This window comes from Cryptosporangium phraense, assembly GCF_006912135.1.
Taxonomy (GTDB): domain Bacteria; phylum Actinomycetota; class Actinomycetes; order Mycobacteriales; family Cryptosporangiaceae; genus Cryptosporangium; species Cryptosporangium phraense.
The window spans coordinates 117,975-133,025 of the sequence record NZ_VIRS01000008.1 but is presented as its reverse complement, the minus strand read 5'-3'; the positions used below and the strand labels follow the sequence as shown (position 1 = coordinate 133,025).

Annotated in this window: 11 protein-coding genes, 1 tRNA gene and 1 pseudogene; 6 read left to right on the top strand and 7 right to left on the bottom strand. The window is 69.9% G+C overall.

The features are described from left to right. Nucleotides 1-11 precede the first annotated feature (11 nt). Both FL583_RS13675 and FL583_RS13670 read left to right on the top strand, forming a co-directional pair. On the top strand, nucleotides 12-1,787 hold the full coding sequence (locus tag FL583_RS13675; protein WP_142704992.1) for an N-acetylglutaminylglutamine amidotransferase: 1,776 nt from the start codon (nucleotides 12-14) through the stop codon (nucleotides 1,785-1,787). Next, entirely contained in the window at nucleotides 1,784-3,586 is a 1,803-nt protein-coding gene (locus FL583_RS13670) for a S9 family peptidase (RefSeq protein ID WP_142704991.1), read from the top strand. The genes FL583_RS13675 and FL583_RS13670 overlap by 4 nt, the downstream gene beginning before the upstream one ends. A gap of 1,340 nt (nucleotides 3,587-4,926) precedes the next feature. Here the strand turns inward: FL583_RS13670 and FL583_RS13665 are convergent. The 4 genes from FL583_RS13665 to FL583_RS13650 form a co-directional block, all read right to left on the bottom strand. Further along, nucleotides 4,927-4,998: transfer RNA gene (locus FL583_RS13665), tRNA-Val, on the bottom strand. A gap of 29 nt (nucleotides 4,999-5,027) precedes the next feature. Continuing rightward, a complete protein-coding gene (locus FL583_RS13660; protein WP_142704990.1) occupies nucleotides 5,028-5,492 on the bottom strand; it encodes a peroxiredoxin in 465 nt (154 codons plus the stop codon). A gap of 85 nt (nucleotides 5,493-5,577) precedes the next feature. Continuing rightward, a complete protein-coding gene (locus FL583_RS13655) occupies nucleotides 5,578-6,015 on the bottom strand; it encodes a DUF3052 domain-containing protein (protein WP_142704989.1) in 438 nt (145 codons plus the stop codon). Between the two features lie 128 nt (nucleotides 6,016-6,143). Then, nucleotides 6,144-6,551, bottom strand: a complete 408-nt coding sequence (locus FL583_RS13650) for a YjbQ family protein (protein WP_170323633.1) — start codon at nucleotides 6,549-6,551, stop codon at nucleotides 6,144-6,146. 189 nt (nucleotides 6,552-6,740) lie between these two features. On the opposite strand from FL583_RS13650, the gene aceE reads away from it, so the two are divergent. Then, on the top strand, nucleotides 6,741-9,482 hold the full coding sequence (aceE, locus tag FL583_RS13645; RefSeq protein ID WP_142704987.1) for a pyruvate dehydrogenase (acetyl-transferring), homodimeric type: 2,742 nt from the start codon (nucleotides 6,741-6,743) through the stop codon (nucleotides 9,480-9,482). A 293-nt stretch (nucleotides 9,483-9,775) separates the two neighbouring features. On the opposite strand, the pseudogene FL583_RS41650 reads toward aceE, so the two are convergent. From FL583_RS41650 to FL583_RS13630, 3 genes and pseudogenes are all read right to left on the bottom strand, one after another. Beyond that, nucleotides 9,776-10,555 (bottom strand): annotated as a pseudogene (locus FL583_RS41650) (glycosyltransferase family 87 protein); the annotation flags it as partial. Between the two features lie 72 nt (nucleotides 10,556-10,627). Then, nucleotides 10,628-11,275 carry a response regulator gene (locus FL583_RS13635; RefSeq protein WP_142704985.1) on the bottom strand — a complete coding sequence of 216 codons (648 nt, stop codon included), beginning with the start codon at nucleotides 11,273-11,275 and terminating at the stop codon, nucleotides 10,628-10,630. Continuing rightward, the gene (locus tag FL583_RS13630) at nucleotides 11,272-12,384 is read right to left on the bottom strand and encodes a sensor histidine kinase (protein WP_142704984.1); all 1,113 of its coding nucleotides are present in this window, start codon (nucleotides 12,382-12,384) and stop codon (nucleotides 11,272-11,274) included. Before FL583_RS13630 ends, FL583_RS13635 begins: the two co-directional genes overlap by 4 nt. Nucleotides 12,385-12,535: 151 nt before the next feature. Between FL583_RS13630 and FL583_RS13625 the strand changes: the two genes are divergently transcribed. The 3 genes from FL583_RS13625 to FL583_RS13615 are packed head-to-tail and all read left to right on the top strand — an operon-like array spanning nucleotide 12,536 to nucleotide 15,025. Beyond that, complete coding sequence (locus tag FL583_RS13625) at nucleotides 12,536-12,847, top strand: hypothetical protein (protein WP_142704983.1); 312 nt, start codon at nucleotides 12,536-12,538, stop codon at nucleotides 12,845-12,847. Between the two features lie 13 nt (nucleotides 12,848-12,860). Beyond that, the gene (locus FL583_RS13620) at nucleotides 12,861-14,156 is read left to right on the top strand and encodes a TIGR04013 family B12-binding domain/radical SAM domain-containing protein (RefSeq protein WP_142704982.1); all 1,296 of its coding nucleotides are present in this window, start codon (nucleotides 12,861-12,863) and stop codon (nucleotides 14,154-14,156) included. Then, a complete protein-coding gene (locus FL583_RS13615; RefSeq protein WP_142704981.1) occupies nucleotides 14,153-15,025 on the top strand; it encodes an LLM class F420-dependent oxidoreductase in 873 nt (290 codons plus the stop codon). Before FL583_RS13620 ends, FL583_RS13615 begins: the two co-directional genes overlap by 4 nt. Nucleotides 15,026-15,051 lie beyond the last annotated feature (26 nt).

Sequence of the window (15,051 nt, the reverse complement as noted above, 5' to 3'; positions counted from 1 at the left end):
AGGAGAGGCCTATGTGCGGATTCGGCGGAGAGTTCCGGCTGGACGGACGGGCGGCGGACGTCGACGCGGTGGCCCGGATGGCCCCGTGTCTGCACGACCGGGGGCCGGACAGCGGCGGCCACTGGGCGAACGGGCCGCTCGCGCTGACCCACCGCCGGTTACAGATCATCGACCTCTCCGAAGCCGGATCGCAGCCCATGGTCGACGAGGAACTCGGGCTCGTCCTCGTCTTCAACGGGATCATCTACAACTACGAACAGCTCCGCGAGGAGCTGAAGGCCGCGGGCTACCGGTTCTTCTCGACGTCCGACACCGAGGTCGTCCTCAAGGCCTACCACCGCTGGGGTGCGCGCTGCGTCGAGCGCTTCCTCGGGATGTTCGCGTTCGTGATCGGCGAGGTGGCGACCGCACGGCTGGTGCTGGGGCGCGACCGGCTCGGCATCAAGCCGCTGTACCTTTCCGAGACGCCGGGCCGGCTGCGGTTCGCGTCCACGCTGCCCGCGCTGGTGGCCGCCGGTGACCTCGACACGAGCGTCGACCCGGTGGCCCTGCACCACTACCTGACGTTCCACTCGGTCGTCCCGGCGCCGCGGACCATCCTCAACGGCGTCCGCAAATTGCCTCCGGCGACCGTCCGGACGATCGAACCGGACGGGACCACCGACGAGGTCCTGTACTGGAAGCCGGAGGCTTCGCGCGTCCTCGACCTCTCCGACGAGGAGTGGCGGGAGCGGACGCTCGCGGCGCTGAGGCTGGCCGTGGAGCGCCGGATGGTCGCCGACGTGCCGGTCGGGGTGCTGCTCTCGGGCGGGCTGGACTCCAGCTTCGTGGTCGCGCTGCTGGCCGAGTCCGGCCAGACCGGCCTGCAGACGTTCAGCATCGGGTTCGAGGACGCGGGCGGCGAGAGCGGCAACGAGTTCGTCTACTCCGACCTGGTCGCGGAACGCTTCGGTACCGACCATCACCAGATCCGGATCGCGACCCGGAACATGGTTCCGGCCGTCGACGCGGCGATCGGCGCGATGAGCGAACCGATGGTCAGCCACGACTGCGTCGCGTTCTACCTGCTCTCCGAGCAGGTCTCCCAGCACGTCAAGGTGGTTCAGTCGGGCCAGGGCGCCGACGAGGTGTTCGCCGGGTACGACTGGTACCCGCCGTTGTCCGACGTCCCTCGTCGAGATGCGGTGGACGCCTACCGGAACGTGTTCTTCGACCGGACGCACTCGGCCCTGAACGACCTGCTGCAGCCCGACTGGCGGCTCTCGACGGATGTGAGCAAGGCGTTTGTCCAGGCGCACTTCGCGGTACCCGGGGCCGAGGACACGATCGACGCCGCGCTTCGCATCGACACCCAGATCATGCTCGTGGACGACCCGGTGAAGCGCGTCGACAACATGACGATGGCGTGGGGGCTGGAAGCCCGGGTACCGTTTCTGGACCACGAGTTAGTGGAGCTGGCGGCGGCCTGCCCGCCCCGGCTCAAGCTCGCCGCCGGCGGCAAGGGCATCCTCAAGGCCGCGGCGCGGGGGGTAGTGCCGGACGAGGTCATCGACCGGACCAAGGGGTACTTCCCGGTCCCGGCGATCCGCCACCTCTCCGGTGAGCTGCTGGAGCAGGTGGCCGATGCCTTGTCGGCGGACGCGGCCCGGCAGCGCGGGATCTTCGAGCCCGGCCAAGTGGGGGCCCTGCTCGACAAGCCGAACGAGACCCGTACGACACTCGGGTCGAACGCGCTCTGGCAGGTCGGCCTGCTGGAGATGTGGTTGCAGAAGATGGGAGTTGGATGACCACTGGGCTCGACTGGGTCGACGCTTCTGAGCCGGTCCCGTACGCGGCCGATCCGGCCGCGGCTCCGGCCAGCTGGGGACCGACGCTCTCACCCTCCGGCGACGCGGTGGCTTACGTGTCCGACCGGAGCGGGGAGCCGAGGCTCTGGACCAGCTCCGTCGACGGTGGGAACCCGGTGCTGGTCGAGACCGGACCCGAGCCCGTGGAAGGCGTGCGGTGGTCACCGAACGGCGAGTGGATCGCCGTTCTGATCGCCCCGGGCGGCTCCGACCGCACCGAGATCTGGGTCGTCCGGCCCGACGGCACCGACCTGCACCAGATCGGCGGCTTCGGCCGCACCAACGGCTGGTTCGGCTACTGGAGCTCCGACGGCGCCTGGCTGACCGTCGCCGAAGCCGACGCGGTCGGCTGGAGCGCCGCCCACCTCATCGACCCGGCCACCGGGTGGCGGGTCACGGTCGGCGAGGCCGACCTGAGGGCCGCTCTCGACGTCAGCCGCGACGGCGATTTGGCGCTGGTGCGGTGCGGGCCCCGGAGTGCCCGCTGGCTCGAGGTGGTGGACGTCGCGAGCGGTTCGTTCCACCAGCTGTACCCGGCCGACGGCGAGGGCTCCACCGACCTCGGCCGGTTCAGCCCGGACGGCACGCTGGTGTTCGTTCGTACCGACGTCGGGCGACGTCTGCCCGCGCTGGTCGCGGTGCCGGCCGGCACGGTCGGGACGCCTCGCGTCGTGGCCTCCCGCGACGACGCCGAGCTGGAGTACTTCACGCTCAGCGAGGACGGCAGCGTGGTCGCACTGCTCTGGAACGTCCTGGGCGGACGCAGCGAGGTGTCGATCCTCGACCTGCGGACCGGCGACGAGCGCGTGCTGACCGGCCTGCCCGGAGACGTCGTCGGCCACCCGGTGCTCTCCACGGATGCGTCGACCCTCACGCTGTCGGCCGAGGGGCCGTCGCTGCCGCCGACGATCTGGACGGTGGAGGTCGAGACGGGCGCGGCCAAGCCGGTGACCTACCCGCCGCCGCTGCCCGCTCTCTCGATCGTCCCCGAGCTGCACCACTTCGTTGCCCACGACGGCCTGGAGCTGAGCGGCTGGCTGTACCCGGGAACGTCCGGCGCCGCGGTGATCCACTTCCACGGTGGGCCGGAGGCGCAGGAGCGGCCGGTCTACAACCCGCTGTTCCGCGAGCTCGTGTCGAGGGGCATCACGGTGTTCGCGCCGAACGTGCGAGGGTCGTCGGGCTTCGGCCGGGATTTCGTGAACGCCGACAACCTGGGGAAGCGGCATGCGGGCATCGAGGACGTCCGTTCGTGCGCGCAGTATCTCCTGTCGTCGGGGTTGGCTGATTCGCGGCGCCTGGGCGTGTTCGGGCGCTCGTACGGGGGGTATCTCACGCTGGCCGCGCTGACCTGGTTCCCGGATCTCTTCGCGGTCGGCGTCGACACGTGTGGGATGTCGGACCTGCAGACGTTCTACGAGCGCACGGAACCCTGGGTGGCGGCCGCGGCGGTCAGCAAGTACGGGCATCCGGAGGATGACCGCGAGCTGCTGCACGATCTGTCGCCGATCCATCGGATCGACCAGTTGCGGGCGCCGTTGCTGGTGGTGCACGGGACGAACGACACGAATGTGCCGCTGTACGAAGCGGAGCAGGTGGTGGCGGCGCTGGAGGCGAGGAATGCCCCGGTGCGGTATTTGCGGTTCGAGGACGAGGGGCATGTGATTCTGCGGAAGCCGAATCGGGTGGTGTACGTGCGAACGGTCGCCGATTTCCTCGAGACCCACCTGAGGCACTGAACGCGCGGTCGCCGACCTCACCGCGTCCTCCGTCTGCCTCCCCAGCCCACGTCTCGAGGAGTGGTCCCGGTCGCTCCGGGCGCCGTGCTCTTGCATGCCGAGTTGGCTTTTCAAGGTGCGGAAGACCGATTCCATGAGCTGACGGAACGGTTTGAGCGGGTGCTGGCCGGGGTGGCGGCCGTATCGGGCGTAGCCGGCCGGCTCCGAGCGGCGGACGGTCTCGCGGGAGGCGCCGCAGCCGATCGGCGCGGAGTCGGCGACCCAGACGTCGCCGTGCCACAGCGTGGTGTCGCAAGCCGGTTCATGCGGCACGCGAGTCGACGGGCCGCCGGCCGCGCGGAGGCGCTTTTTGTTCGCCGGACTGCTGTGGCAGGCCGTTCCGGACAGGCGGTCAGTGGCCAGGCGTAGCCAGCGGTGTTCGGACCGGATCCGGGGCCGGACCTGAGCCAGGGCGGCGGTCAGCAGTTCCGAGTCAGAGAAGGCCGGAGGGTGTCGAGGTCTGGGGTCACACCCAGACCAACGGCACCGTCCGTCGCATGTGACGGCCGGACCAGCGCCACCACGCCATTGGGAATCAATTTTGCCGCCTGTGCTCGCCTCCGCCCTTCTTCAAGACCCGCTTCTTGAAGTAGGCCGGCGTCGATGTCACCTAGCTCAAAATGCCATCGAGCCAGTAGGCCACGATTGTGACAAAAGAGAATCGAGAACCGCCATGCGGTCAATGGAAAGCGGGAAAAGGCGATCGAAGCATGGCCGACGTGCCGCAGCAGATATCTTCACCCCCTCCAGGAGCCCAGGAACGCTTTCTCATCTTCTGCCCTAATTTCCCATATCCTGGACAGGTCCAACGTGGACGAATAAAGTGTCGGAACATTCGCCATGGGATGGCGACTGGTCGACCGGTTGAGCTTCGTCAATCGAGGTGACAGGTGAAGGCCGGGAACCACAACTCGAATTGCGCCACGTGCGCGCGCCGATTGCTCTGCCGCGCCGCGCCGGAGCATCAATTCCGCTTCCACGAAAAAGCTGAATGGCGACTTCCGGCGGGACCTTGCAAACCGGAACCGGGTCGCGGACCTAATTCACCTCGATACAGTCTCCTGTCCGATGCAACCCCGAAGTCGACCGCGAAACCATGCCTGGCGCGCCCTTCTGATCGGGCTCGTTCAATGCATCGAGAATTACCGCGAAGCACTCGACGACCTTCGCGAGAAGGCCAAGGAACTCATCGTCGACGAAGCCTGGGCCTCACTGCAGAGGATGGCTCTCGCGGCGACAATGCCCATCAGCGGACGTCGGCGGCTCCGCCCGGCCGAGTTCCGGCCGGGTGCGGCCCGTTGTGGGCGCAGTAGGGTTCGAACCTACGACCCCTCGCTTGTAAGGCGAGTGCTCTTCCACTGAGCTATGCGCCCTCAGGCTCACAGGGTAACGCGAGCCACCCTCAGGATGTCACCGCGGCCACGGCCGTCGCGTACTCCGTCACCGACCGGGCCGTCCCCACCTCCGTGACGACCTTCCAGCGCACCACGCCGGACACGTCCACCAGGAACGTCCCCCGCCTCGCGGTGCCCTTGTGCTCGTCGAAGACCCCGTAGCTCTGGGCCACCGCGCCGTGCGGCCAGAAATCCGACAGCAGGGGAAACGCGAACCCTTCGGCATCCGCCCACACCCGGTGGACGAAGAACGAGTCGACGCTGATCGTCAGCACCTGCACGGACTGGTTCTGGAACCGGCTCAGGTCGTCCCTGATCGCCGCCAACTCCCCCGAGCACACCCCGGAGAACGCCAGCGGATAGAACACCACCAGCACGGCCCGCTGCCCGCGGAACCCGGCCAGCGACACCGGCTGATGGTTCTGGTCCATCAGCGTGAATTCCGGCGCCAGATCGCCGACCTCGACGGGCATTCCCGACTCCCTCGAACAGACATGCCAACGGCACCGGGAGCGCGAACGACGCGCTGCCGGTGTGAGGCGCCCGGAACTCCCTCGGTCAGCGCTTCCCGCGCGCCGCCTTCGGTGCGACCAGCCGCGCACCCGACCAGTCCTGCGCAGCGCTGATGCTCGACGTCTGCTGCAGGCCGGCGGTCGGTGCGACCTCGCTGATGTCGCTCGGCTCGACGTGCCCGGACCGGCCGGCCTTGGGCGTCAGCAGCCAGACGACGCCGTTGTCGGCCAGCGGGGTCAGGGCGTTGACCAGTGCATCGAACAGGTCGCCGTCGTCCTCCCGCCACCAGAGCATCACGACGTCGACGACCTCGTCGGAGTCCTCGTCGACCAGATCGTCGCCCACCCGCTCGGCAACGGCGTCACGGAGATCGACGGCGCCGTCATCGTCGTAGCCGATCTCCATGACCACCATGCCCGGCTGGATGCCGAGCCGGTCTGCCGGGCTCTTGACGCCGTCGGCGTGACCCGCGGTCGCGCTCACTCTTCGGTTCCCTCCTCGCTACGGTCAGGCGGCGAGTCGCCGCCTAGTCCGGTAGTCCACACATACATCCAGCGCAACGCAAGTGTTGGCCGCGATGCGTCGTCCCCATTCGTACTGACGGACCATTCTTACCCGCTGGTCACGAAGGAAAAGCGCACTTGGCGGTCGTGGTTGTCGACATTCAGGTCGACCAGGCACACGCTCTGCCACGTTCCCAGCGCCAGCTGCCCGCCGATCACCGGCAGCGTCGCGTACGGCGGAACGAGAGCGGGCATCACGTGCGAGCGCCCGTGGCCCCGCGACCCGTGCCGGTGCTTCCACCGGTCGTCGGCCGGCAGCAGGTCGGCCAGGGCCGCCAGCAGGTCGTCGTCGCTGCCCGCGCCGGTCTCCAGCACCGCGATACCGGCGGTCGCGTGCGGCACGAAGACGTGCAGCAGCCCGTCGCCCCGGCCACGGAGAAACGACGACGCCTGCGACGTCAGGTCGACCACGACCGGCTGGGACCCGGTACGGACGGTGATGATCTCGCTGTCCACGTGTTCTATCCTGCCGGTCGCGTCTGCCGCCGAGGCAGAGGGTGGACACTACCCGCCAGTAACGGTCCCCCGACCCTAACCTTCCCCCACAACAGGGGGCAGGATGGATCGGTACAGCGAAAGAGGCCTCGGCCGGTCGCCGACCGTGATCGACCGGACCCCACCCACCGACGAGTGTGAAGGATCGACGTGGCGAACTCACGCGAACGGCTCCCGGTGATCAGCGACGGGCTACCCAGTCAGCTCCCGGACATCGATCCCGGCGAGACGTCCGAGTGGCTCGAATCGCTCGATGCAGTGATCGACAACGCCGGTCGCCAGCGGGCCCGGTACATCATGCTGCGCCTGCTGGAGCGGGCCCGGGAGATGCAGGTCGGCGTCCCGGCCCTGCGGAGCACGGACTACATCAACTCGATTCCGCCGGAGCGCGAGCCCTGGTTCCCCGGCGACGAGCACATCGAGCGCCGCCTCCGCGCGTACATGCGCTGGAACGCCGCGATCATGGTCCACCGCGCCCAGCGCCCGGGGATCGGGGTCGGCGGCCACATCTCCACCTACGCGTCGAGCGCGAGCCTGTACGAGGTGGGCTTCAACCACTTCTTCCGCGGCCACGACGACCCGGGCGGCGGCGACCAGATCTTCTTCCAGGGGCACGCCTCCCCCGGCATGTACGCGCGGGCGTACCTCGAGGGCCGCCTGAACGAGCACCAGATGGACGGCTTCCGGCAGGAGTTCTCCCACCAGGGCGGTGGCCTCTCGAGCTACCCGCACCCGCGGCTGATGCCGGACTTCTGGGAGTTCCCGACCGTCTCGATGGGCCTCGGCCCGATCAACGCGATCTACCAGGCCCGGTTCAACCGGTACCTGCACTCGCGGGGCATCAAGGACACGAGCCAGCAGCACGTCTGGGCGTTCCTCGGCGACGGCGAGATGGACGAGGTCGAGTCGCTCGGCGCGATCGGCGTCGCCGCCCGCGAGGAGCTCGACAACCTGACGTTCGTCATCAACTGCAACCTGCAGCGCCTCGACGGTCCGGTCCGCGGCAACGGCAAGGTCATCCAGGAGCTGGAGTCGTTCTTCCGCGGCGCCGGCTGGAACGTCATCAAGGTCGTCTGGGGCCGCGAGTGGGACCCGCTGCTGGCCGCGGACACCCAGGGCGCGCTGGTGAACCTGATGAACACCACGCCCGACGGTGACTACCAGACCTACAAGGCCGAGTCCGGCGCGTTCGTCCGCGAGCACTTCTTCGGACGCGACCCGCGCACGCGCAAGATGGTCGAGCACCTGAGCGACGACGAGATCTGGAACCTCAAGCGCGGTGGCCACGACTACCGGAAGCTCTACGCCGCCTACAAGGCCGCGACCGAGCACACCGGCCAGCCGACCGTGATCCTGGCCAAGACGATCAAGGGCTGGACGCTGGGCAGCCACTTCGAGGCCCGCAACGCGACCCACCAGATGAAGAAGCTGACCGAGGAAGACCTCAAGGAATTCCGCGACCGGCTCTTCCTCGACATCCCGGACGACAAGCTCGACAAGTACCTGCCGCCGTACTACCACCCCGGCCAGGATTCGGACGAGTACCAGTACCTGATGGAACGTCGCCGCCAGCTCGGTGGCGCGATCCCCCGCCGGGTCGACCGCAGCAAGCCGCTCGCGCTGCCCGGCAAGGACATGTACGCCCAGCTGAAGAAGGGCTCGGGCAAGCAGAAGATCGCCACCACGATGGCGTTCGTCCGGCAGCTCAAGGACCTCATGCGGGACAAGAACATCGGCCACCGCTTCGTGCCGATCATCCCGGACGAGGCCCGGACGTTCGGTATGGACTCGCTGTTCCCGACCGCGAAGATCTACTCGCCGCACGGCCAGCAGTACACGTCGGTCGACCGGGAACTGATGCTCGCCTACAAGGAGTCCGAGCAGGGCCAGATCCTGCACGAGGGCATCAACGAGGCCGGCTCGGTGGCGTCGTTCACGGCGGTGGCGACGTCGTACGCCACCCAGGGCGAGCCGATGATCCCGATCTACATCTTCTACTCGATGTTCGGCTTCCAGCGCACCGGCGACGGCTTCTGGGCCGTCGCCGACCAGCTGGGCCGCGGGTTCGTGCTCGGCGCCACCGCCGGGCGCACCACGCTCAACGGCGAGGGCCTCCAGCACGAGGACGGCCACTCCCTGCTGCTCGCGGCGACGAACCCGGCGGTCGTCTCGTACGACCCGGCGTACGCGTACGAGGTCGCGGTCATCACCGAGGACGGGCTGCGCCGGATGTACGGCGAGAACCCGGAGAACATCTACTACTACCTGACCGTCTACAACGAGCCGATGGTCATGCCGGCCATGCCGGAGCACGTGTCCGAGGAGGGCATCCTCAAGGGCATGTACAAGTACGCGGAGGCTCCGCGTACGGCCGAGGGCGCGCGGCGCGCGCAGCTGCTCGCCTCCGGCGTGGCCCTGCCCTGGGCCCTGCGGGCCCAGGAGCTGCTGGCCGAAGACTGGAACGTCGCGGCCGACGTGTGGTCGGTGACGTCCTGGACCGAGCTCCGGCGCGACGCCGTCGCGGCCGACGCCGACGCACTGCTCCATCCGGACGCCGAGCCGCGCACGCCGTGGGTGACCGCCCAGCTCGCGGACGCCGAGGGCCCGGTCATCGCGTCGAGTGACTGGATGCGTCAGGTGCCCGACCAGATCTCGCGCTGGGTACCGGGCGACTACACGTCGCTGGGCACCGACGGTTTCGGGGCCTCCGACACCCGCCACGCCCTGCGCCGCCACTTCAAGGTCGACGCCGAGTCGATCGCGGTGGCGACCCTGCGGGCCCTGGCCCAGCGGGGCGAGATCGAGGCGTCGGTGGCCGCGGACGCCGTGGCCAAGTACCGCATCGACGACGTGACGGCGGCTCCCCCCGGCGAGTCCGGCGGAGCCTCCTGACCGAGCGGTAGCAGCGCCCCGGTACCCCCAGCGGTGCCGGGGCGCAGTGCTGTCCACCCCAGCACGCCGAGCAGCGCCAACCCCACCAGCAGGTACGTATCCCCGATCACCAGGTACGGCACCAGCCCCCACAGCGAACCGGGCCGTTCCACCAGCCGGGTCGCCCACATCGGGGCCAGCGCGAACACCACCCCGGCCAGGACGGCCCCGCGCCGACGACCGTCCCGCCAGAGCACCACCAGCGCCGGCAGCGCCCACACCCAGTGGTGGCTCCACGAGATCGGCGACACCAGCAGGCTCGTCAGCCCGCCGGCCGCCAGCGCCCCCAGCCGATCCCCCCGCCGCGCGTACACCGCGGCCACGAGCACCCCCGCCACCCCGAGCACCAGCGGAACCACCAGGTACCACTCCCCGACCGAGCCGAACACGCGCACCAGCGCCCCGTACGGCGACTGGTTGCTGACGTACGGCACCCCGACCCGGGTCGTGTCGTAGAACGTGTCCCGCCAGTACACGACCGACGCCTCCGGCGCGACGAGGAACCCGACCGCGGTAGCGGCCGCGAACGTGGCCCCGGCGACCACGGCCGCCCGCACCCGCCCGGCGGCCAGCAGCAGCACCACGAAGATCCCCGGCGTCAGCTTGATCGCCGCCGCGATCCCGACGCCCACCCCGGAGAACCGGCCGGTCCGCCGGAAGTCGATCACCACCAGCGCCAGCAGGATCAGGTTGATCTGGCCGAGGAACAGCGAGTGCCACACCGGCTCGAGGCACAGCCCGCCGACCAGCACCCACCGCGGTAATCCCCGGCAGGCCACCGCGAACGCCCCCACCGACGCCAGCTCCCACAGCACCCGGGCCGGCACCAGCGGCACCCACGAGAGCGGGATGAACGACACGACGGCGAACGGCGTGTACGTGAACCAGTGCGCGGCCTGCTGCTCCAGGTACAGCCGGGTTCCATCCCCCACGACCTGCCCGCCGAGCCGGTAGATGAAGAAGTCCAGCGGGTTCCACAAGAACGCGAACAGCCCGACCAACGCCAATTGGAAGCCCAGCACCACTTTTGCCATGCCGACGAAACTGCCGAAGACAGGGGTCCGTCCACATCGGGCTCAGGACGACAAAGGTACTGGTCAGCGGGCTTAATCCCCCGGGCTGACGAGCCCGAACCGGTAGGCCAGGATCACCAGTTGCACGCGGTCCCGGGCGTCCAGTTTCGTCAGCAGCCGGGCCACGTGCGCCTTGGCCGTGGCCGCGCTGATGAACAGCGACGTCGCGATCTCGCCGTTCGAGAGCCCTCGCCCGACCAGCGTCAGCACCTCCCGTTCCCGCGGGGTCAGGCCGTCGGACGACGCGGGCGCGACCGTCCGGCCGGACATCGCGTCGACCAGCTTGCGGGTCACGCTCGGTGCGATCAGCGCGTCCCCGTCGGCCACGACCCGGATCGCCGTCAGCAGGTCGTCCAGGCCCATGTCCTTGACCAGGAAACCGCTGGCTCCGGCCCGCAGCGCGCCGTACACCGACTCGTCGTCGTCGAACGTCGTCAGTACCAGGACGCGGGTGTCCGGAACGGACGCGGTGATCCGGCGGGTCGCTTCGATCCCGTCGAGCTTCGGCATCCGCAGGTCCATCACGACGACGTCCGGCCGCAGGCGTTCGGCCAGCTCGACGGCCTCGGCGCCGGTCGCGGCCTCGCCGACGAGCGTCAGATCGGGCGTCTCGGAGAGCAGCACGCGCAGGCCGGTGCGGATCAGCGGCTGGTCGTCGGCCAGGACGACGGAGATCGTCACGGGAGCGGTACCAGCGCAGACACCCGGAAACCTCCCTCGGGCCGCGGGCCCGCCTCGAACTCGCCGTCGAGCAGCGTGACCCGCTCGCGCATGCCGACCAGACCGTAGCCGGTGCCCGGCGCGTCCCCGCTCCCGACGCCGTCGTCGACCACCGAGATCGCCAGCGCGTCCGCCCGGTACTCCAGGCGCACCGAAGCCCGGTCCGTTCCCGCGTGGCGCACCACGTTCGTCACCGCCTCCTGGACGATCCGGAACGCGGCCAGGTCCAGGTCCGCCGGCAGCGGCCGCACGTCGCCGGCCCGGGAGACGTCCACCTGGACACCGGAATCGCGAGCAACGGCGAGGACCCCCTCGAGATCGGCCAGACCGGGCGCCGGGGCCGCGGGCACACCCTCGGGATCCGAGCGCCGCAAGGCGGTCAGCGTGCGACGGAGCTCGGCCAGCGCCTGACGGCTGGTGGACTCGATCGCGTCGAGCGCGTTCCGGGCCTCGGCCGGCTGGTTGTCGATCACCCGGCGTCCGACCCCGGCCTGGATCGCGATCGCCCCCAGGCTGTGCGCGATCAGGTCGTGCATCTCCCGGGCGATCCGCAGCCGCTCCTCGGTCACCGCCCGCTCGGTCTCCTCGGCCCGGCGCAGTTCGGCGTTCTCCCGCCGTTGGCCGACGGTGTTCCCGATGGTCCAGGCACAAGTCGTCACCAGCGCGAGGACCGTGCTGACGCTGATCGCGTCGCCGTACTCGCGCGCGAAGAACGCCACGCCGAGCAGATCCTGGACCAGGAAGGCGCCTACGGCCCCCGCGACGGACACCGGCCAGCGGCGCAGCGCGGCGAGCCGACCGACCGGAATCCCGATCGCCAGCAGGCTCACCGACCCGGTGACCTCGAGGTAGTTGAGCGGAGTGACGAGCGCGACCAGGAACAGCACCAGGACCAGCGAGACCACCGGCCGGTTGCGCAGCAGATAGAGCGCCCCGCCGAAGATCACGACGAGCGGGACGAGATATTCGATGCCGGTGCTGCCGCCACCCCGGGGGAGCGTGAAGCCCAGCGCGAACACCAGCACGACGGTCGTCCCGACGATCACCGCAACCCGCCGAGAAGCAGTCATCCGGCCACGGTAGCCAGGACCCGGCGCGCGCACAGCGGCCCGCAGGCGTAAGCCCACGGGCCTACAGGTCTCGATTCAGGGGCTGGTCGAGGGGGTAACCCAGGATCAGCGCGCGATTCCCCCCAGCCACCGAAAAGGGAGGCGATCCCTCGTGCCCGATCAGGTCCGACTGCCCGACGGAACAACGGTCACCATCAACTCCCCGGCGGACGGTCCGGACCGGACGCCGTCCGGTACCTGGCTCGCCGAGTGCGTCTGCAGCGGCGCGCCCGGCCGTCCGGATCGCGTCGACGTCACCTACGACCTACCGTCGCCCGGTACCCGGGCTCCGGTCTCGGTGACCGTCACGTGGAACGTCGCGCCGGAGCGTCCGCCGTCGGCCCAGGACGCGCCCCCGGGCCCGCCGCCCGGCGTCGTCGTCCCCACCCAGCGCCCCGGAGCCGCGCCGCCTCCCCTCCCTTAGGGACAATGGGCGGGTGAGCGTCGCCCTCGTCCTGCGGTACCGGAAGGCCAACACCTACGGTCACCACGCGCTGCTCGGCGCGCTGGAGGCCGAGCCTCCGGACACGCCGTTCACCGTCGCGTTCGCGACGTCGCCGGAGGCGACCGCCTCGGCGATCGCCGAGGGCCTGCGGACGGCCGACCGCGTGCTGGTCCTCTGGTCCTTCTACTCTCCGGACGCCCCGGCCCTCGCGGTCGAGCTCGCCACCATCCGGACGCTGGTGGACGACGACCGGGTGCTGCACGTCGCCGGGGGCGTGCACGCGACGGCCGAGCCGCAGCAGGTGCTGGACGCGGGCTGGGACGTGGCCGCGATCGGCGAGGGCGAGACCACGCTGCTCCGGCTGGTCGACGCCGGCGATTCGCTGACCGGCGTGCGCGGTCTGGCCGTGCGCGATTCCGACGGGGTCGCGCTGCGGACCGGCCCGGCGATCACCCGCGAACTCGACGCGTTCGGCTCGTTCTCGCTGCGCCACCACAAGTACGGGCCGATCGAGCTGACCCGGGGCTGCATCTACGCCTGCAAGTTCTGCCAGACGCCGTTCATGTTCTCGGCCCGGTTCCGGCATCGGAGCGTCGAGAACGTCCGCTGGCACGTGCGGGCGATGGTGGCCGACGGGATGAAGGACGTCCGGTTCACCACCCCGACGTCGCTCTCGTACGGCACCCAGACCGAGGAGCCCGACCTCGACGCGGTGGAGGAGCTGCTGGGCACCGTGCGGGCCGAGCTGCCGTCGCACGGGCGGCTGTTCTTCGGCTCGTTCCCGTCCGAGATCCGGCCCGAGCACGTGACGCCCGAGGCGATGCGGATGCTGCGGAAGTACGTGAGCAACGACAACATCATCATCGGGGCCCAGTCCGGCTCCGACCGGATGCTGGCCGCGTCGCGACGGGGGCACGGGGCCGGGCCGGTGCTCGACGCGGTACGGATCGCCGCCGAGGCCGGCTTCCGGCCCAACGTGGACTTCCTGTTCGGGATGCCCGGGGAGTCGTCCGCGGACGCCGACGCGTCGCTGACGCTGGCCCGGGAGGTCGCCGCGCTGGGCGGGCGGGTGCACGCGCACACGTTCATGCCGCTGCCCGGCACACCCTGGCGGGACGCCGAGCCGGCGTTCGTCGCCGCCGAGACGATCACGACGATCGATCAGCTGGCCGCGAGCGGGGCACTCTACGGCCACTGGCGCCGTCAGGCCGAGCACGCGACGCAGCTGGCCGAAACGGCCAAGGCCTATCCGAGGCGAACCCCACGGAGACGTACGGTCGAGCAGTGAAACTTGCGATCCACTACCCGAACTTCACCTACCCGGGCGGAAACACCGCGATCGCGCCGCTGCTGGCCGCGACCGCCAAGGCCGCCGACGAGGGCGGCGCGTCCACGTTCACGCTGATGGACCACTGGTTCCAGATGGAGGCCTTCGCGCCGGCCACCGACCCGATGCTCGAGGGGTACACCGGGCTGGGTTTCCTGGCCGGCATCACCCGGCGGATCAAGCTGGGCCTGCTGGTCACCGGCGTCACCTACCGGCACCCCGGGTTGCTGGCCAAGACCGTGGCGACGCTCGACGTGCTCTCCGAGGGGCGGGCGATGTTCGGCATCGGCGCGGCCTGGTACGAGAAGGAGCACCGGTCGCTCGGCGTCCCGTTCCCGCCGCTGGCCGAGCGGTTCGAGCGGCTGGAGGAGACGCTGCGGATCTCCCGGCAGATGTTCAGCGACGACGACGGCCCGTTCGAGGGCACGCACTACCAGCTGGAGTCGACGCTCTGCGAGCCCCGGCCGATCCAGCAGCCAGGTCCGCCGGTGATGATCGGCGGGTCGGGCGAGAAGAAGACGCTCCGGCTCGTCGCGCAGTACGGCGACCTGTGCAACCTGTTCGCGCCGGACGTCGAGACCGTGGCCCGCAAGATCGACGTGCTCAACCAGCACTGCGCGGACGTCGGGCGCGACCCGGCCGAGATCGAGAAGACGATCATCAGCGGGATCGACCCGCTCGCCGACGAGGACGAATTCCTGCGGGCGATGGACGAGTACGCGAAGGTCGGCGTCCAGCAGGTCTGGGTGAGCAACCGGGCCACCGACGACCCGCCGACCTGGACGATCGAGATCTGTGAGCGCGTTCTCCCGCGCCTGAAGGACATCTAGGAACGACGAAGCCGGGCAGCGCGCGA

Coding starts and splice junctions, on each gene's coding strand:
- FL583_RS13630 (WP_142704984.1), bottom strand. CDS start 12,384: ATGACTGCTTCTCGGCGGGTTGCGGTGATCGTCGGGACGACCGTCGTG.
- FL583_RS13660 (WP_142704990.1), bottom strand. CDS start 5,492: ATGCCCGTCGAGGTCGGCGATCTGGCGCCGGAATTCACGCTGATGGAC.
- FL583_RS13675 (WP_142704992.1), top strand. CDS start 12: ATGTGCGGATTCGGCGGAGAGTTCCGGCTGGACGGACGGGCGGCGGAC.
- FL583_RS13670 (WP_142704991.1), top strand. CDS start 1,784: ATGACCACTGGGCTCGACTGGGTCGACGCTTCTGAGCCGGTCCCGTAC.